The organism is Acinetobacter sp. NyZ410 (genome assembly GCF_022828975.1).
GTDB lineage: Bacteria > Pseudomonadota > Gammaproteobacteria > Pseudomonadales > Moraxellaceae > Acinetobacter > Acinetobacter guillouiae.
Window position 1 is genome coordinate 2,223,237 of sequence record NZ_CP094620.1, and the last position, 17,689, is coordinate 2,240,925.

Genomic DNA, 17,689 nt, shown 5'->3' on the forward strand with positions numbered 1-17,689 from the left:
TTGTTTTAAGGCCTTGATTATTAGATGGCTTGAGCGGTTAAAATTATTTATATGTTTTTAATATAGAAACCATCAAGATCAGCATAATTTTGTATAAAAACTACAAGACCATTCACAATTTATAATATTTTTTAATAAATAAATACCATGAGATATTGCTTTTTTATTTAAAAAATCACGCTTATAAAATGAGAAAGCAAGTTTAAGTAAGAGTGATTATCATTTAATATGGCGGCTTAATTTAGATGACTGTTTTAGAGCCTCCTATGCGAAAAATTAAACCCTTAATTGTGATGATGGCAGTGGCGACAAGTGCTGCAATTGCGCATGCTGAACAACAAGATGCTTCATTGTCTCAGTCGAGCAATGGTAATGCAAAACAACTGAGTACGATTACAGTAGTCGCAAGTGCAGATGCATCAGCAGAGGGTTTAATGCCAGCATTTGCTGGAGGACAGGTGGCTTCTGGTGGTAAAGTTGGGATATTTGGCAATCAGAAAAATATAGATACACCGTTTAATCTAACCAGCTATACCAATCAATATATTCAAGAGCGACAAGCAAAAAGTGTTGGGGATGTTTTAAAAGCGGATCCAAGTGTTCGTGTCGGACGCGGTTTTGGTAATTTCCAAGAAAATTATTATATTCGTGGCTTTAACTTGGGCTCAGACGACACAGCCTATAATGGCTTATATTCAATTTTACCACGTCAGTATATTCCTGCAGAGCTGTTTGAACGTGTTGAAGTATTAAAAGGGGCATCCTCATTTTTAAATGGAGCAATGCCAAGTAATGGTGGGATTGGTGGTGCAATTAACTTATTGCCGAAACGTGCAAGTAACGAACCACTTAATCGTGTCACAGTAGGTACGGACTTTAATGGCGGTTATATTGCCAATGATATTTCTCGCCGTTTTGGTGAAGATCAACAATTCGGCGTACGAGTAAACACAGCATATCATGGCGGTGATACTGCTGTTGATAATGAAGAAGCATCTTTAGGCTTAGCTTCTATAGGTTTGGATTACCGTGGTGATCGTTTACGTCTTTCTGGCGATATGGGTTATGTGAATAATCGTTTAAAAGCGACTCGTCCAAACGTGACTTTAGGCGCGGGTATTACCGAGATTCCGAAAGCAATTGATGGCTCAGATAACTTTGCACAAAAATGGACGTATTCAAATGAAGAGGATGTATTCGGAAGTTATCGTGCTGAATATGATTTAGCAGATAATTTAACAGCTTATGCTGCTTATGGTTTTCGACATGGCGAAGAGCAAAACAGTTTAGCAAATATGACATTGACCAATCAGACAACAGGTGCGGGAACCATTTATCGATTTGACAATGCGCGTGTAGATATGGTCAATACTGGTGAAGTTGGTGTGCGTAGTAAAGTAAACACAGGTTCAATTGAACATAATTTAGTGCTATCTGCATCGGCATTTCAACAGAACACCCGCAATGCTTATGTGATGGACTATAACAATACGTTAGCCAACAATATCTATAATCCAATCCAGTATGATCAACCTGCTTATTCACAAAATGCGTTGTTTGGGAATAATTTAGATACACCTAAATTAACGACTCGGACGCGTTTAAGAAGTATTGCCATTGGCGATAACCTCAAAGCCTTAGATGATAAATTAACAGTCATGCTCGGTGGACGTTATCAAACCATCATGCAAGAAAATTATAATTATGGAACTTCAATTAAATCAGGTGGGTATGATGAAAGTAAGTTTACCCCTGCTTTGGGGCTAAGTTATAAAATTCTGCCTGAAGTTTCGGTTTATGCAAATTATATTGAATCTTTAGCTAAAGGTTTGAGTAATACCAATTCAACGACGAAAGAAACTACAACACTCAAACCATTCGTTGCTAAACAAAAAGAAATTGGTGCCAAATATGAAAATGATCAGTTTGGCGCAAGCCTAAGTTTGTTTGATATCGATAAGCAGCGTGCAGTACTTGAAAACAGTGTTTTTAGTGATGCGGGTAAATATGTACATCGTGGTGTTGAACTCAATACTTTTGGTCAATTGACGGATTCTTTAAAAGTGTTGGGTGGTGCAACTTGGATTGATGCAAAGCAAAAAAATACAGGTAATGCTAACTACGATAATAAAAAGGAAGTGGGTGTTGCAGAATTTCAAGCAAATGTTGGTGCTGATTGGAAATTGCCAACAGTTCAAGATGTGTCTTTAAATGCTCAAGTTACTTATACAGGTTCGACTTATGCGAGTTTAAACAATAAATTGAAAGTAGGTGATTGGACGACTTTAGATCTTGGCGCGACATATAAAACTCAGTTGGGGCAGACACCGACAACTTTTAATTTCCGTGTAAATAATGTCTTCGATAAAAACTATTGGTCATCAGTTGGTCTATTCGACAACATCAATAGTAGCTCCAATACCGAGAACGGCTATTTGGTTGCTGGGCAACCTCGTACATTCATGTTAAGTGCGGCATTTGATTTTTAAACACCATAAAAAAATGCCCCAAATTTGGGGCATTTTTTTATAACAGTATATTTTTATAAAATGGTTTTTAGACGTTGAATCACTTGTTCACATTGAGCAATATCTGCGACCAATGCCATACGAACATGACCTTCACCAGGATTGCCTTGTTCAGTATCACGAGACAAATAACGCCCCGGTAAAACTTTAATGTTGGCTTTTTCCATTAACATTTTGGCAAAGTTTTCATCATGATCGACTTTTAACCAATAATAGAAACCAGCATCGGGCTTTTGTAATGCTAAAAGATGACCGAGTTCATTTTGGAACAAATCAAATTTGGCACGATACAGTCTGCGATTTTCTTCAACATGTGTTTCATCGTTCCAAGCAACAATTGAAGCCAATTGATGTTGGACTGGCATTGCAGCGCCGTGATAAGTACGAAATTTTAAATAAGGTTTAAGTAAGTTTGCATCCCCAGCAACAAAACCTGAGCGCATACCCGGTAGGTTTGAACGCTTAGACAGAGAATGGAATACGATACAATTTTTATAATCGTCACGACCTAATTCAGCACAGACTTCCAATAAACCGATCGGTGCTTCATCAAACCACAATTCTGAGTAACATTCATCAGAGGCAATCACAAAGTCATATTGGTCAGAAAGTGCAATTAGCTTTTTAAATTGTGCTTTTGAAAGTACCGCACCAGTAGGATTTCCCGGCGTACAAACAAACAAAAGTGCAGTTTTTTCCCAAACTTCAGCAGGTACAGCATCAAAATCACCGAGATAATTGTTATCTTCGGTACAGTTAACAAAGTATGGCTTGGCGCCAGCTAAAAGTGTTGCACCTTCATAAATCTGATAGAACGGATTAGGCATTACCACATAAGGTGCGTCATCACGATTAATCAAGGCTTGTACAAAAGAGAAAATCCCTTCACGTGTACCTGTTACTGGAAGGACATGATCTTCGGCACTGATTGCATTCAGTTTAAAACGACGGGTTAGCCACTGAGCAATACTTTCACGAAGTTCTGGTAAACCTTTGCTGTTTGGATAAGTTGAAAGGTGCTGAAAATTATCAATGATCGCTTGCTTCACAAACTCAGGAGCAGGATGCTTTGGTTCTCCAATTGAAAGTGGGATCAAAGGTAAATCTGCAGGTTTTACATCCTGAAAAAGCTGGCTTAACTTTTCAAATGGATAAGGATGTAATAAAGACAAACTAGAGTTCATGAAACAATTACCACGATAGAAAGTAAGATTAATGTTGCCCACAGATTTGATTGGATGCTTCATCTAATGCCGCTTTTAATTTTGCGGTAAAGACTTCAGCCTCAGCTTCAGTGAGGGGGGTGCCATCTTTTTTGGTGACAAAGAAAATATCTTCTGCTTTTTCACCCAGCGTGGCGATTCTAGCAGAATGTATGTCTAAACCTTGCATCATAAATAAACCCCCAACGCGTGCAAGTAAGCCCGGTTGGTCGAGGGTAGAGATTTCTACCATATTTTGCTGCAAAGCTTCGTTAAGTGTTACATCCACGGTATTTTCAATATCGAAGTGGCGAAGTTGACGTGGAATACGACGTTGCATCAAACCCGGATATTTATCTGATTCGCTTAAGGCTTTAATTAACGCCTGTTTGACTGTTTCTTCACGTTCAGGATCGGTTAATAAGGTACCGAAACGATCCAAGACCACATAAGTATCTAAACTAAAGGCTTTGGTTGCAGTGATAATCCGTGCATCTTGGACATCCAGATTCATACGATCCAAAATTGCCACTGTGGTGGCAAACAGATTGGGTTGGTCTTGAGTATAAATAAAGATCTGTACAGCATCTTGTGCTGCTTTACGGTGCGCACGCATGAGCACTAATGGTGCAGGGTTGTCGCCGTGTTGCAAAATCGCGCGGGTATGCCATGCAATTTCATCTGCGGATTCTTTAAGGAAGTATTCGTCCCCAAGCTCTTGCCAAACCTTTTCAACTTGATCAAGTGGAAACTCATCTACCAAGACTTCGCTTGCAGAGAATTTGGTATCTTCAATCAGCATTTGATAATCAACAGGACGACCCAAACCAGAACGAATTACATCGCGCGCATGGGTATAGAGTTGACGCATCAAAGAAGAGCGCCATGTATTCCAAAGTTTTGGATTGGTGGCATTGATATCGGCAACCGTCAGCGTATAGAGATAATCTAAATGCTCCATATCACCAAGCTTTTCAGCAAACTCTTTCACCACATCTGGATCTGAAATATCTTTTTTCTGTGCGGTCATCGACATCAATAAATGGTTTTGGATGAGCCAAGCAACCAGATTACATTCGCGCTCAGTAAATCCATGCGCAAGACAGAATTCAATTGCATCTTCGGCGCCAAGTTCACTGTGATCTCCACCACGGCCTTTGGCAATATCATGGAATAATGCAGCAAGGAATACGATGTCACGGCGGACTAAGCGTTGAAATACAGAACTGACAACAGGGTAGTCTTTGGCAAAGCCGGGTTCTTTAAAACGATTTAAATTACGAATTAACAGTAAGGTATGTGCATCGACGGTATAAATATGGAACAAGTCATATTGCATCAGTCCCATGATTTGCCCAAATGCAGGGATATAATTTCCTAATACACCATAACGTTTCATTGCCACCATGGTTTCATATAAACGATATGGAGAGCGAATGATCGCCATGAATAATGCTTGATGGGTCGGATTATCACGAAATGCTTGATCAATGCGTTTTGCTGCTAAAGTCAAAAGACGCAATGTACGTGCACGAATACCCTCGATTTCAGGGCGATTCGCCAAGATATAAAAAATCTCTAAAATAGCGCTTGGATTTTCGGAAAAGGTTTTATGTTGTTGAACGGCAAGCTTGCCATCAACCAATTTAAAATGTTCGTTAATATTTTCGATTTTACGTTCATAGTCGGGTAAACGTGGGGTAATCACCGATTCATTAAAATAAGCCAATAACATTTCATTTAAGGTCGAAACCTGTTGCGCGGTACGATAATAACGCTTCATGAACTGTTCAATTGGATAATTTGGATGATGATCATCTTCTCGTGTATAGCCAAATTTAGCTGCAATATCACGTTGATAATCAAACAATAGGCGATTTTCATCACGTTTGGTTAAACGGTGTAAATGATGGCGGATTTCCCAAAGAAAGTTTTCAGCTTCTTCTAGGACGCCCAATTCAAATTCAGAAATAAAACCCAAATGAACCAAGTCGTAAATACGATTGACCCGAAAATGCCGTTTAGCAATCCAGCCAATTTGGTTAATGTCCCGAATACCACCGGGTGCATTTTTAATATCGGGTTCTAAATTGCTTTCAGTATTGTTATGTTGCGCATAGCGTTGCGCTTGTTCATCCATCTTGGCATCAAAGAACGTCTTATCTGTCCAAGTTTGGGAAACGACACGACGAGGCCATCTTGCCAGATGTTGATTGCCAATAATTAATCGCGCTTCAATCAGCGAGGTTGCCACAGTAAGATCATTGGTGGCTTGTTCAAAACAACTACGGATACTCCGTACACTGACACCCGGTTTAAAATTCCCCACATCCCAAAGTGTGGAAATAAATTGCGTCACCGTTTGTTCTTGTTCAGGAGAAAGATCTTCTTCTGAAAGAATCATGATGTCGACATCGGAATAGGGCAACATTTCGCGTCGCCCATAGCCACCAACAGCAAATAAACCGAGATCTGTTTGATCTAGCCCTGAATGCTTCCATAGAAACATAAGGGCTTCATCCACCACATTTGAACGGGTACGCACAATTTCGCGTATCGTTGTACCATGATCATAGGCCTCATTTAACTGTTGTTCGACATCGCTACGCCATTGATTAATCGCTTTAATGTCATGTATATCAGTTACATATTCCAACAGAGGAGAGGTGTTGATCATGGATGTCTTGTCCGCAAATATATTGGCTAGTTGTTTAAATGAACAGTGACTTTTGCAGCCGTTTCTTGTGCAAGTTCACGTGCTTGGTCTGTTGTTTCAGCACGCGCTGTTGCCACGCCCATACGACGACGTTTAAATCCTTCTGGTTTACCAAACAGGCGTAAGTCTGTAGCAGGATTTTGCAAAGCAAGATCTAAGCCAGAGTATAAAAGATTGTTTGCATCCATACCTGCATAGATTACAGCACTTGCAGCAATACTATGCCGTTCAGTATTGACAGGTAAACCCAAAATCGCACGTGCATGTAATTCAAATTCACTTTGGAATTGTGATGCAAGTGTGACTAAGCCTGTATCGTGTGGACGCGGTGATACTTCACTAAACCATACTTTATCACCTTTTACAAACAGTTCTACCCCAAAAATTCCACAGCCACCAAGTGCTACAGTGACTTTATTGGCAATGCGTTTGGCTTCATTTAAAGCTGTTTCAGTCATTGCTTGAGGCTGCCAACTTTCTACATAGTCGCCTGAATCTTGACGATGCCCAATTGGATCACAATAAGCGGTTTCAATCTCACCTGTTTCTGGGTTTTTCGAACGTACAGTGAGTAAGGTAATTTCAAAATCAAAGTCAATTTGTGACTCAACGATGACCGTACCTTGATTTACCCGACCACCCGTTTGAGCATATTCCCAAGCCGCATCTACTTCTGCATATTCTTTGACACGAGATTGCCCCTTACCAGAAGAAGACATTACAGGTTTAACAAAGTTCGGATAACCAATGTCATCACATGCAGAACGGAAGCTTTCTAAAGTATTGGCAAAACGGTAAGCGGAAGTCGGTAAACCAAGTTCTTCCGCCGCTAAGCGACGAATCCCTTCACGGTTCATGGTTAAATTCACTGCTTTTGCCGAAGGGATCACGGTTGCAATATTTTGTTGTTCGATTTCGACTAATACTTGAGTAGCAATCGCTTCAATTTCTGGAACAATAAGATTGGGTTTTACTTTTTCAATTAAAGCTTTTAATTCTGTTGCATCTGCCATGTTTAAGGCATAAGAGAAATGAGCAACTTGCATGGCAGGTGCGTTTTCGTAGCGGTCTGCCGCGTGAACTTCGACACCAAGTCGTTGTAATGAAATCACCACTTCTTTACCAAGCTCTCCTGAACCTAATAGTAAAACTTTAAATGCAGATGATTGAAGTGGGGTACCAATAGTAACGCTCATGCTATTCTTCCATGCTTGTCTTATGGACTGTTAGCATAGCAGAACTCAGGCGTGTGTTAAGGGCTGATTGACATAAAATAATGATATTGTCTAACAGATTTTTTTATAAAGTTTTTAGCTTATCGGTGGTTTGCCACTACAAATGAAGTGGCTTTGAATTTGCGCAAGAAAACTGATTAAGAGTTTTTAATTAATTCTTTTTACGAACCCATAGAATCAACGCAATGAGGCAGATCAATAATTCTACAAAAAACGACCAATGCAGAATAAAGTTTAGCCACCACGGCTGATAACGTGAGCTGACTTCAAAAAACACATAGGGTTGGTCAATAAACGGTGCAAAAAGCCAAACATCACCTACAAAAGTATCCAAGCCGATATGTAGCAGGGCAGCACCCGAAAAAAGACTGATCATCAGGGCAGGTTTAGCCGTGTATTTAGAATGGATGAAATAACATAAAGCGATTAGAAAGATTGGAATCCAAAATGAAAACCAATGTAAAAAATATTTATGGTGATGTACCGACCTATGATCGAATAAATAGAAATAGAATAGATCAATATCAGGAAAAACTGCACCAAGCATAATCAGCGTAAAAAAAGCTTTATTGGTGATTTTTGTCTGTTTAAATTTCTTGAGTAAAAGTTTAGCCAAGATATAGCCAGAAGGTAAGTGTGCGATAAACATATCGAGTTGCGTATTTTAAATATTATATTTGAAAGCAATCATACACAACTAATTAATTTACATAGTTTATTATTGTAAATTGATTAGATAAAAGCATTTTAAATCCTAGAGACTTTAAATTTAAACGCTGATTTGCTAATGCATTAAAATATATTTCAAACAACAAAACTACAGATAGGTGTAGACCAAACCATAGGCCAATGCTGCTGTAAGTGTCGCTAAAACAATTCTTTTAAATTTAAAATACAATCCTGTGAGTACGATAAAGCCCACCAGCATCGCAAAACTTTTATTTGGCGTTTCGATCAATGGTGGGAGAGTGGCGACAATTAACATTGAACTGATTGCTGCAATTCCGATACTGCCTAATGCAATTTTTAACCATGTTGCGCCACGAGATTGTGTGTGTTGTTGGCTTTTTTGCAGCAGATAGAATGGACCAAAGCGTGAAGCAAAATTTGCAATACCGACCAATATCCCCACCAAGATAATCTGTAAATCCATTTTAAATACTCACTTCATCAGTTTGCTTTAAAACATAATGTTTAAATAATCCCGCTAAAATCCCAGATGCAATACCAATAAAAATTGCAGCAGACATGTTGATAAAATAACAGGCCAATGCGGAAACCACTAAAGATACAGCAACCACAAAAGTATGTTTTTTCTCAAAAGCTGCCAGTAAGAAGCTTAAGAACAATGCAGGTAACAAGAAGTCTAAAGCGGCTTGTAAAAATTGCGGCAAGTCGCTGACTTGATCTGCAAATAAACCACCTAAAAATGAACCCAAGGCCCATGACATCCAGCTAAACAAGCTGAGTCCGAGCATCCAAGACTCTGACCATTCTTGACGACGTTGGGAAAGTTTAATCATTCCAGCCGCAAAAACTTCGTCGGTTAAACCCCATGCCCATACTGCGGTCTTTTTTAGGTTTAAACGGTCTTGAATCAGGTTTTGTAAGGCTGGCCCATAAAGTACGTGGCGAATATCCAGTGCAATGACTGTAAGTGCTGTCATCCAAATAGATGTACCACTGCCCAATAATGCAACCACAAGAAATTGGCTAGCACCAGCGTACATAGAGCAAGACAGAAATAAGGCTTCCCATGCACTAAAACCAAATTGGGTCGCGGATACACCAAAGGCAAAAGATACAGGCAGATAAGTAAAGATGATGGCTTGACTGTCTTTAGCGCCTTGCCAAAAGCCAGCAGTTTGGACTGAGGGATTGTGCTCTGACACAGGACACCTAAAACGAGAGTAAAACAAAAGGTAAAATCAAGATTGTGTATTCTACCCGAATTTACTAGCATAGTAGCGAAATGTTTATTTAGGCGTAACTTTATGTTCGCAAATCAGTCGAAATTATTATTGAGTATGACCTTGGTGTTAGGTATTTTAGGTTTACAAGCATGTGGTAATTCATCTTCTGAACCTAAAGAAAAAGTTGAAATTAAAGCTGCGCCAAAACTAACCAATGATGCGACAACCTATGCCAACGAAGCATGGAAATTGATTAATCAGGTGGAGCCCTTTGTCTATCGTAAGCAATTAAATTTGATTGAAGACAATGTACGTAAACCTTTACGGAAACTCAGTACAGACTGGCGTATCAATGTCAAAATGACCGATTCGGTGACAGAAGGTAAATACGCGTTGTGTCGTAAGGCCATGACCAGTTTAGATACTTGGGCAAGATCGACATTGGAAAAAGATGGTGAAATGCAAAAAAATCAAGCGCAATATGAACGTGATAAAGCCCAGTGCAAAGATGCAATTGAAAATCCAAGTTTAGGTAATACCAAAGCAAATAATAATATTTTTTAACAGACCCTAGAAAATGGCGCAAATATGCGCCATTTTTTATTGATACAGATCTAGGTTAAGTACGTTCAGTGTTACTTAAGGTTTTAATGGGTTGGTTGATGCAGTTTTCACTGCTTTGTCTTTGGCAGCAGTTGATTTTGCAGCAGCGTCATTTTTTACTGCTTTGGTTGTTGCTTCAGCTTTTGCTTTGCTTGCAGCAGTTTCAGTTTTTAGCTTTGTCGCTGCTTCTTTCGGTTTCGCTTCAACAGCTTTGGTTGCAGCTACACTTTTGTCTTTTGCTTGAGTTGCATCAGCTTTGGCTTTTGTACTTGCAGCCGTCGCTTTTTGAGTCGCTTGAGCTGCAGGATTTGCCGCAACACATTTGCCGCCTTTATGGTTTGGGCCTGTACCACCAACCAATGTTGTACCTTTAGGGCATGCAAATGCAGAAGCGCTAAGTACAGTGAATAATCCCGCTGTGAGCAATGTTGTGATTTTTTTCATTTATTTCAACTTTTATTAAGATGGCATTAGCGCCTAGCTAAAATATAATTGTATTTTTCACAAAGTAGAATAAATAATTTGTATATTTTATTTATAAAATGATTATATATTCCAGCCGTTTAAGGTGAATTTAATATTTGTCTAAAAGTAGAAAAGTGATATGTTAAATTAGAGTTGGCCGAGTGAGTGGGCGATAGAATGTAATTGATTGATATCTAATATTTCTATTTTTTTAAAGGCAATTTTTAAAACACCTTGTTGTTCGAGTAAATGTAATTCTTGGTTAATAGTTTGACGTGAGCATTTGAGCAGCAATGCCAATTGTTCTTGAGATAAATGAATGATGTTATTTTCAATACGGATATGATTGCCGTAGCCGTTTAAGATAAACATCAAACGCTGAGCCAATCGTTGTTGTATATGCTGGGTTTGAATTGAAATGAGTTCTAAAAAAGCAAAGCGAAGTTTTTGACTGGTTAATTGGGCGATATGGAACCAATATTGTGGATAGTCATTTAGAATTTTCTGAATCGCTTGGCTGGGTAAATGTAAAATTAAACATTTTCCAACAGCAATGGCATCATGAGAACGTGGTTGCTGATCCACCAAAGAAATTTCTCCAAACCACATAATCGGTTCTGCAATAGCAGCAACGGATTCATTTCCTTCAATATCAATATAGCCTAAGCGTACCCGACCATCTAAGACCGCATAGATACCATTAAATAGATCGCCAGATCTGAAAATCGCTTGGTCACGCTCAAATTTTTGATAATGGGCTTGTTGTTGAATCAATTGTTGAAAAGGAATAGGCAGTTGTGAATACCATAAATTCTTTGATAATAATTCAAGGTCCGTTGAATTCAGCACAATATATCCTTTTATGTATCATTGTTAATCTTTGCTTTGATTTTCTAAATATATCTAACTGCATAGTTAGTAGGGTAGAAATTACATTAGATAAAATCAGTGGCGATAAGCGCAGAGTAGAACCATTTACAATCCTCCTTTAAGAGCAACAATTTAGCGTGAATATGACAGAGTCACTGGGCATAATGTATCAATAAATTTATTGTGAAAGCTGTTGTTATCTACTTCTTTGCAAATTTAAATGAAAAATCAATTCAACTTGTCAGCTAGACGACAACTTTTATCTTAGCGTTTTTATATAGTGAAATGAAGAGATTAACAAGGACGCTGAAAATGAACAGATTAGAACAACTTCTTAGCCAGTACGCAGCTTATCATTTAGACCATAAAAATGTATTTACGCATTTTATTGGTATTCCGATGATCGTATTTTCAATTATGTGTTTAATGGCTAGAGCAGGGGTGATGTTTTCGGGTTTTGAAATCACTTTGGCATTGATTCTACTGGTTTTAAGTGTGATTTATTATTTAAGTCTGGATAAATCATTCGGCTTTTTAATGTTGCTTATTTATGCAGTGGCCTATCCATTTGCCTATAAAATTGCCCAATTAGGCATGGGAACTTGGCTAAGTATCAGCATTGGTACCTTTGTTGTAGGATGGGTATTCCAATTTGTAGGGCATTTTTATGAAAAGAAAAAACCTGCATTTGTTGACGATTTAGTTGGTTTAGCGATTGGTCCATTATTTGTCTTGGCTGAATTTGTATTCTTGCTGGGTTTTCGTAAAGATCTACAAGAAAAAATGCTAGCAGAAGCCAGAAAGCAACGTACTGCAATGGATGAAAAATCATTACAGGCTTTACACGCGAAATAATCTGAAAGATAACCAATCCAAATCAAGATAAAACCCTTTAAGTCAGTAATTTAAACTGGCTTAAAGGGTATCGACTTCTATATTTTTGTTTATTTTAGAATAAGAATTCTTTGATAAATATCACTAAACCAAAGAAAAAAATGGCGCAACCAATATAAAATTTTATTTTTTTAATCAGTATAGAGTTGAACATTGGCATCGTCATATGGTCTGTATAGTATTTCATTGGATTGCTTCTAAATAACGGCGATTTACTTCTTCCCAATTCACAACATTATAAAATGCCGCAATATATTCGGGACGACGGTTTTGGTATTTTAAATAATAAGCATGTTCCCAGACATCTAAAGCCAGAATCGGGATATTGCCATTCATCAGTGGTGAATCTTGATTGGCACTGCTTTCTACGATGACTTTCTTTTCAGGGGTTACGCTTAACCATGCCCAGCCACTACCAAATCGTGTCAGTGCTGCTTTGGTAAAGGCTTCTTTAAATTTTTCAAAACCACCAATATCTCTGTCAATTGCTTCAGCGATTTGTTTAATTGGCTCTCCACCGCCTTGAGGGCTCATTACTGTCCAGAATAAAGAGTGATTGGCATGACCACCGCCATTATTAATCACGCTATTTTTAAGATCAGTAGGAACTTCATTCACTTTTGAAACCAGTTCTTCAATCGACAACTTTTCCCATGCTGTGCCTTCAACTGTGGCATTGATATTATTGATATAGGTCTGATGGTGTTTGGTATGGTGGATTTCCATTGTTTTTGTATCAATATTAGGTTCAAGTGCATCGTATGCATAAGGCAGTTGTGGTAGAGAGTAAGCCATGAAGCAATCCTGTGGTGTTAAGTATAGTGATAATGCTAATAATTATCATTATTATATATGAGCATCAAAAGTGCAACCTACTTAACTTTATTATTGTGTAGCTGATTTCAAAATAGAGATGCTGAATTGAGGCAGGGTTTAGCAATAGACGTTTGGCGCGTTTTAAGATGTAAATAAATATCTTGTATATTTACTGGAATATTATAATTTTAAATGTTGATAATTTTTTATAAAAACCTGAATACGTATTTCATTAAAAAACAGGGCTGACCTTATAGAGATGAGATGAATGATCGAGATGGTCCACAAATTAATCAATAGATCGTTGAATCTGCACTTAGAAAACAAGTTTTAAATATTCGTCAGACATTTATAAACTAAACGAAAACCAGCGAAAGATTCTATGACGAAAAAAACAGGTTGAAGAAGTCTTCAACCTGTCTCATTAAAGCATGAGATCCGTTTATACGTTAAAACGGAAGTGCAATACATCACCATCTTGAACGATGTAAGTTTTACCTTCTAAACGCCATTTTCCTGCTTCTTTAGCGCCGTTTTCACCGTTGTATTGGATGAAATCATCATATGCAATACATTCTGCACGAATAAAGCCTTTTTCAAAGTCAGTGTGGATTACACCCGCAGCTTGAGGTGCAGTTGCTCCCACTTTTACAGTCCAAGCACGAACTTCTTGAACACCCGCTGTAAAGTAAGTTTGTAAGCCAAGTAAGCTATAACCTGCACGAATTACCACATTTAGACCTGGTTCTTCCATGCCTAATGCTTCAAGGAATTCAGCACGATCTTCATCATCCAACAATGAAATTTCAGCTTCGATTTGGTTGCAAAGCGGAACAACGATTGCATTTTCCTCAGCAGCTAACTTTTTCACAGCTTCAAGATGTGGGTTGTTTTCAAAACCATCTTCTGCAACGTTTGCGATATACATGGTCGGTTTTAATGTCATTAAACCAAAACCACGCACAAGTTTACGTTCATCATCATCTAAATCAGCTGCACGAGCTGGCTTGCCTTCATCAAGTAAAGGTAGAATTTTTTCTAAAACTGCTTTTGTTGCAAGCGCTTCTTTATCACCGCTTTTAGCTGATTTTGCCAAACGGGTAACTGCTTTCGTTACGGTTTCTAAGTCAGCAAGTGCAAGTTCAGTATTAATCGTTGCAATATCATCTAATGGATCAATTTTACCATTTACATGAATTACGTTTTCATCTTCAAAACAACGTACAACGTGTGCAATTGCATCAGTTTCACGGATGTTTGCAAGGAATTGGTTACCCAAACCTTCGCCTTTAGATGCACCTGCAACTAAACCTGCAATATCCACAAATTCCATCGTAGTTGGAATAACACGTTGTGGTTTAACAATGGCAGTTAATTTGTCTAAACGTGGATCAGGTACAGGTACGATACCTGTATTTGGTTCAATGGTACAGAATGGGAAGTTTTCCGCAGCAATAGCAGCTTTAGTCAATGCATTGAAAAGTGTAGATTTACCAACGTTCGGCAAGCCGACAATACCGCAATTAAAACCCATGAAATAACTCACAAAGTGTTATATAAAAATTGCGGATGATTTTACATGAAAGCCATGACAAAGTCAGGTCTGCGACCTATAAGTTTTAAAATCAGATCATCTCAAATATATCAAGTGCTACATATTTGCCTGAGATCAGCACTTTTATTGAACAAAATGAGCATTCTAGGGGAGTGACAATAGTTTTAATATGATTTTTATAAGTGGATCAAATTAAGTAAAGTTACTGTCCTGCATCCAACAACGACATCCATGTCGCCCTACAGATGGATGAGCCTTGTATAATTCAACAAGGCAAAAGCGGAATCTATTTTATTTATATTGATGCAAATGAAGTTAATTGGAAAAACTTAAATCTTCCGCTTATCCAACTGGCTTGCCAAACTGTCACCAAATGCTTGAACGATCATAACCAAAGCCACCAAGACCACAATCACAGCAAACATCATTTGCATATCAAAGCGTTGATAACCATAACGGTAGGCAATATCACCTAAGCCACCAGCACCAATTGCACCCGCAATTGCAGAGGAGTTAATCATGGTGACAATTGTAACTGTAAAACCTGCCACAATGCCGGGTAACGCTTCAGGTAAAAGCACATGCCAAACGATTTGCTTACGATTACAGCCCATCGCTTGTGCAGCTTCAATTAGACCTTGATCGACTTCACGTAAGCTAACTTCTGCAATACGGGCAAAGAAAGGTGTCGCTGCTAAAGTTAAGGGAACAACAGCTGACCAGACTCCATAACTGGTTCCGACAATCCATCGGGTTAAAGGAATCAGCGCCACCATTAAAATCAAAAAGGGAACCGATCGGGTAATATTAATCACCGTGCCCAATGCATGATTAATCTTTTTAGATGGATAAATCCCTTGTTCAGATGTATTGACCAAAATTACCGCCAAAGGTAAGCCAATCAAAAAAGCAACAAAGGCAGATACGCCAACCATCAGTAAGGTATCTATGGTTCCTGTCAGCAATAAATCAATGAGTTGGTCTTGCATAGCCAAGTACCTCTATTTGCGCAATTTGATGTTTTAACCTTTCTTGTAAATTATGCAGGTCTAAATGGGTTTGTTCAGTACCGACAATCAGCGTTCCAATCAAATGGTTTTGGATATTGTCGATATGACTTTGATATAAATGTACCGATTTTTCAAAAACCTGAAAAAGTTCAACTAAATCAGGTGAGTTTTTTGGATCGGTTTCATAACGTAGTTTTAAAATGCTATGGGTTGAATCTTGTTGCAACGCTGTATGCACTGGAAAGGGCAAATCGAGTTGTTCTAGGTTTAACAATTCTTGTGTGATTTTCTGCTGAGGCTGTGAAAACACGGACCAGACTTGTCCTGACTCTACGATTTCACCATGTTCAATTACCACCACTTGATCGCAAATTTCACGAATCACTTGCATCTCATGGGTAATTAAAACAATGGTAATCCCCAATTCTCGATTGATTTTTTTCAGCAAGGATAACACCACTGAGGTACTTTCAGGATCAAGTGCAGACGTTGCTTCATCACACAATAAAATTTCAGGATGATGTACCAGCGCACGAGCAATACCAACACGTTGCTTTTGACCACCAGACAGTTGTGAAGGGTAGTTATGTGCTTTATTTCCCAAACCGACCAGTTCTAAAACATCGTTAACACGTGTTTCAATTTCAGCTTTATCGACATGGGCAATTTTTAAAGGCAATGCCACATTGTCCCAAACTGTTTTGGCAGACATTAAATTAAAATGCTGAAAAATCATCCCAATTCTTTGACGTGTTTGAATCAATTCAGCATGACTGAGTTCAGCCAAATTCTGTTGATGAATATGAATACTGCCTTCAGAAATACCTTCTAAACCATTTAAGGTTCGGATTAGGGAAGATTTACCTGCGCCACTTTTACCGATGATGCCGAAAATCTTGCCTTGAGGGATATCTAAGTTGATATTTTTTAATGCATGGATCTGTTGATCTTGCCCATCATAGTATTTATTCAAATCACGAATTTTGATATGAGGGACTGAAAAATCAACATGCGAACCGAAACTCACCATTTCTATTCTCCTTATTTCCAGCCTGCAAACCACATATCTTTGCCGAAATCTTTATCTAAAATATCTCGAACTTGCTGTGAGTTTTGGAAAGCTTGAATAAATTTCTCTAACTTTTGATTTTTGTCTTGATAATCGGTACGTGTCACAAAAAGAATGGCGTACTTTTTATCAACGGGATCTAAAAACAGGGCACTATGCGGATCGGCTTTTTTTGCCATATTTAAGTAATGCGGAAAACCAAAAATTAGATCTGCATCATCATAAGCTAAAGCTGTTTGTGGACCTTCAACTTCTAAAAACTTCAACTGTTTTGGGTTTGAAACAATATCTTGAAGTGTGGAAAGTTCATTGTTGATGTTTTTGATTTGAATTAACCCCGCACGGTGTAACAAGATCAAAGCACGCGCAGAGTTGACGGGGTCACTCGGGATGACAGCACGAGCATTTTGAGGTAAAGCCGCTAAGGATTTATAATGTTTTGAATATAAACCAACATGACTGCCGCTACCTGTACCAAAAGCATGCAAATCGTAATTGGTTTGTTTAATGGCATTCTTTAAAAAAACACTTTGTTGGAAAAAGTTAGCGTCAATGTCACGGTTTTGTACCGCAACATTGGGTGCTTGCCAATCTGAAAATTCGACCAGTTTGACATGGATACCATCTTTCTCTACCTCTTTGGCAACCGTTTGTAGTAATTCGGCATAAGGTGGGCTAATGCCAATCGTGAGTACATTATCCTTTTGTTGATTTTGTACATAACGATAGGCAAAAAGTCCTAATAATACGATGACAACAGCAAGACCAATCAGCAGGTTCTTTTTTTTGAGCTTGGAAACTTGGGACATGAGT

At 38.4% G+C, this 17,689-nt stretch carries 16 protein-coding genes; 3 read left to right on the top strand and 13 right to left on the bottom strand.

Going from position 1 to position 17,689, the window contains the following annotated elements; all coding sequences use genetic code 11:
• The first annotated feature begins 266 nt into the window (after positions 1 to 266).
• Positions 267 to 2,489 carry a TonB-dependent receptor gene (locus MTO68_RS10390; protein WP_244015841.1) on the top strand — a complete coding sequence of 741 codons (2,223 nt, stop codon included), beginning with the start codon at positions 267 to 269 and terminating at the stop codon, positions 2,487 to 2,489.
• Between the two features lie 53 nt (positions 2,490 to 2,542).
• Here MTO68_RS10390 and dapC read toward each other — a convergent pair whose 3' ends face one another.
• The 6 genes from dapC to MTO68_RS10420 form a co-directional block, all read right to left on the bottom strand.
• Positions 2,543 to 3,712, bottom strand: coding sequence for a succinyldiaminopimelate transaminase (dapC, locus tag MTO68_RS10395; RefSeq protein WP_244015842.1), 1,170 nt, complete (start codon positions 3,710 to 3,712; stop codon positions 2,543 to 2,545).
• 28 nt (positions 3,713 to 3,740) lie between these two features.
• The gene (glnD, locus tag MTO68_RS10400; RefSeq protein ID WP_004821140.1) at positions 3,741 to 6,407 is read right to left on the bottom strand and encodes a [protein-PII] uridylyltransferase; all 2,667 of its coding nucleotides are present in this window, start codon (positions 6,405 to 6,407) and stop codon (positions 3,741 to 3,743) included.
• Positions 6,408 to 6,433: 26 nt separating this feature from the next.
• A complete protein-coding gene (gene purT, locus MTO68_RS10405) occupies positions 6,434 to 7,642 on the bottom strand; it encodes a formate-dependent phosphoribosylglycinamide formyltransferase (protein WP_244015843.1) in 1,209 nt (402 codons plus the stop codon).
• A 190-nt stretch (positions 7,643 to 7,832) separates the two neighbouring features.
• A complete protein-coding gene (locus MTO68_RS10410) occupies positions 7,833 to 8,330 on the bottom strand; it encodes a metal-dependent hydrolase (protein WP_244015844.1) in 498 nt (165 codons plus the stop codon).
• A gap of 168 nt (positions 8,331 to 8,498) precedes the next feature.
• Positions 8,499 to 8,834 carry an L-valine transporter subunit YgaH gene (gene ygaH, locus MTO68_RS10415; protein ID WP_004821146.1) on the bottom strand — a complete coding sequence of 112 codons (336 nt, stop codon included), beginning with the start codon at positions 8,832 to 8,834 and terminating at the stop codon, positions 8,499 to 8,501.
• Between the two features lies 1 nt (position 8,835).
• The gene (locus MTO68_RS10420; RefSeq protein ID WP_004720941.1) at positions 8,836 to 9,573 is read right to left on the bottom strand and encodes an AzlC family ABC transporter permease; all 738 of its coding nucleotides are present in this window, start codon (positions 9,571 to 9,573) and stop codon (positions 8,836 to 8,838) included.
• Positions 9,574 to 9,675: 102 nt separating this feature from the next.
• On the opposite strand from MTO68_RS10420, the gene MTO68_RS10425 reads away from it, so the two are divergent.
• The gene (locus MTO68_RS10425) at positions 9,676 to 10,158 is read left to right on the top strand and encodes a hypothetical protein (RefSeq protein WP_209826275.1); all 483 of its coding nucleotides are present in this window, start codon (positions 9,676 to 9,678) and stop codon (positions 10,156 to 10,158) included.
• A 75-nt stretch (positions 10,159 to 10,233) separates the two neighbouring features.
• Here the strand turns inward: MTO68_RS10425 and MTO68_RS10430 are convergent, their stop codons facing one another.
• Together MTO68_RS10430 and MTO68_RS10435 are read right to left on the bottom strand one after the other, a co-directional pair.
• Entirely contained in the window at positions 10,234 to 10,641 is a 408-nt protein-coding gene (locus MTO68_RS10430) for a hypothetical protein (RefSeq protein WP_004720938.1), read from the bottom strand.
• A gap of 168 nt (positions 10,642 to 10,809) precedes the next feature.
• On the bottom strand, positions 10,810 to 11,511 hold the full coding sequence (locus MTO68_RS10435) for a Crp/Fnr family transcriptional regulator (protein ID WP_209826274.1): 702 nt from the start codon (positions 11,509 to 11,511) through the stop codon (positions 10,810 to 10,812).
• Positions 11,512 to 11,844: 333 nt separating this feature from the next.
• Here MTO68_RS10435 and MTO68_RS10440 point away from each other — a divergent pair, with 333 nt between their 5' ends.
• Positions 11,845 to 12,387: an Mpo1-like protein gene (locus tag MTO68_RS10440; protein ID WP_244015845.1), complete on the top strand. Its 543-nt coding sequence runs from the start codon at positions 11,845 to 11,847 to the stop codon at positions 12,385 to 12,387.
• A 222-nt stretch (positions 12,388 to 12,609) separates the two neighbouring features.
• Here MTO68_RS10440 and MTO68_RS10445 read toward each other — a convergent pair whose 3' ends face one another.
• The 5 genes from MTO68_RS10445 to MTO68_RS10465 form a co-directional block, all read right to left on the bottom strand.
• Positions 12,610 to 13,221 carry a superoxide dismutase gene (locus MTO68_RS10445; RefSeq protein ID WP_239045752.1) on the bottom strand — a complete coding sequence of 204 codons (612 nt, stop codon included), beginning with the start codon at positions 13,219 to 13,221 and terminating at the stop codon, positions 12,610 to 12,612.
• Positions 13,222 to 13,684: 463 nt separating this feature from the next.
• The gene (ychF, locus tag MTO68_RS10450) at positions 13,685 to 14,776 is read right to left on the bottom strand and encodes a redox-regulated ATPase YchF (protein WP_004720929.1); all 1,092 of its coding nucleotides are present in this window, start codon (positions 14,774 to 14,776) and stop codon (positions 13,685 to 13,687) included.
• A 350-nt stretch (positions 14,777 to 15,126) separates the two neighbouring features.
• Positions 15,127 to 15,786, bottom strand: coding sequence for a methionine ABC transporter permease (locus MTO68_RS10455; RefSeq protein WP_244015846.1), 660 nt, complete (start codon positions 15,784 to 15,786; stop codon positions 15,127 to 15,129).
• On the bottom strand, positions 15,767 to 16,837 hold the full coding sequence (locus MTO68_RS10460; protein ID WP_244015847.1) for an ATP-binding cassette domain-containing protein: 1,071 nt from the start codon (positions 16,835 to 16,837) through the stop codon (positions 15,767 to 15,769). Before MTO68_RS10460 ends, MTO68_RS10455 begins: the two co-directional genes overlap by 20 nt.
• A gap of 11 nt (positions 16,838 to 16,848) precedes the next feature.
• Positions 16,849 to 17,685: a MetQ/NlpA family ABC transporter substrate-binding protein gene (locus MTO68_RS10465; protein WP_244015848.1), complete on the bottom strand. Its 837-nt coding sequence runs from the start codon at positions 17,683 to 17,685 to the stop codon at positions 16,849 to 16,851.
• Between the last annotated feature and the right edge of the window lie 4 nt (positions 17,686 to 17,689).

Bases quoted from the DNA above. Each gene is read 5' to 3' on its own strand.
- ychF (WP_004720929.1), bottom strand. From the start codon at position 14,776: ATGGGTTTTAATTGCGGTATTGTCGGCTTGCCGAACGTTGGTAAATCT.
- MTO68_RS10440 (WP_244015845.1), top strand. From the start codon at position 11,845: ATGAACAGATTAGAACAACTTCTTAGCCAGTACGCAGCTTATCATTTA.
- MTO68_RS10410 (WP_244015844.1), bottom strand. From the start codon at position 8,330: ATGTTTATCGCACACTTACCTTCTGGCTATATCTTGGCTAAACTTTTA.
- MTO68_RS10455 (WP_244015846.1), bottom strand. From the start codon at position 15,786: ATGCAAGACCAACTCATTGATTTATTGCTGACAGGAACCATAGATACC.
- MTO68_RS10430 (WP_004720938.1), bottom strand. From the start codon at position 10,641: ATGAAAAAAATCACAACATTGCTCACAGCGGGATTATTCACTGTACTT.
- MTO68_RS10460 (WP_244015847.1), bottom strand. From the start codon at position 16,837: ATGGTGAGTTTCGGTTCGCATGTTGATTTTTCAGTCCCTCATATCAAA.
- ygaH (WP_004821146.1), bottom strand. From the start codon at position 8,834: ATGGATTTACAGATTATCTTGGTGGGGATATTGGTCGGTATTGCAAAT.
- purT (WP_244015843.1), bottom strand. From the start codon at position 7,642: ATGAGCGTTACTATTGGTACCCCACTTCAATCATCTGCATTTAAAGTT.
- MTO68_RS10390 (WP_244015841.1), top strand. From the start codon at position 267: ATGCGAAAAATTAAACCCTTAATTGTGATGATGGCAGTGGCGACAAGT.
- dapC (WP_244015842.1), bottom strand. From the start codon at position 3,712: ATGAACTCTAGTTTGTCTTTATTACATCCTTATCCATTTGAAAAGTTA.
- MTO68_RS10425 (WP_209826275.1), top strand. From the start codon at position 9,676: ATGTTCGCAAATCAGTCGAAATTATTATTGAGTATGACCTTGGTGTTA.
- MTO68_RS10465 (WP_244015848.1), bottom strand. From the start codon at position 17,685: ATGTCCCAAGTTTCCAAGCTCAAAAAAAAGAACCTGCTGATTGGTCTT.
- glnD (WP_004821140.1), bottom strand. From the start codon at position 6,407: ATGATCAACACCTCTCCTCTGTTGGAATATGTAACTGATATACATGAC.
- MTO68_RS10445 (WP_239045752.1), bottom strand. From the start codon at position 13,221: ATGGCTTACTCTCTACCACAACTGCCTTATGCATACGATGCACTTGAA.